This is a genomic window from Pseudomonas sp. Pseusp97 (genome assembly GCF_047304025.1).
In the GTDB taxonomy this organism is placed as follows: domain Bacteria; phylum Pseudomonadota; class Gammaproteobacteria; order Pseudomonadales; family Pseudomonadaceae; genus Pseudomonas.
Genome location: NZ_JBGLYK010000598.1, coordinates 1 through 243, shown reverse-complemented (window position 1 = coordinate 243; position 243 = coordinate 1). Strand labels below are relative to the sequence as shown.

The 243-nt window shown below is 66.3% G+C and carries 1 protein-coding gene; it reads right to left on the bottom strand.

The window, feature by feature from the left end; genetic code table 11:
• The coding region (locus ACCC94_RS30475) for a GntR family transcriptional regulator (protein WP_413353269.1) at positions 1-243 on the bottom strand (243 nt) is incomplete at both ends.

Genomic DNA, 243 nt, shown 5'->3' with positions numbered 1-243 from the left:
CCACCGGCAAGCGCTCGAGACCGTCGGCGACGAACGTTCCCGAACCGGCTCGCGCGGTGAGATAGCCTTCCGAAAGAAGCCGCTCGAACACGTCGAGCGTTGTCTTGCGCGACACGCCCAACTGCGTCGCGAGATCGCGCGTCGACGGCAGCCGCGTGCCGCCGGCAAGACGCCCTTCGAGTATGCCGGCTCGCAACTGGCGATAGATCTGTCCGGACAGGTCGTGATGCCCTTCTACGGCGA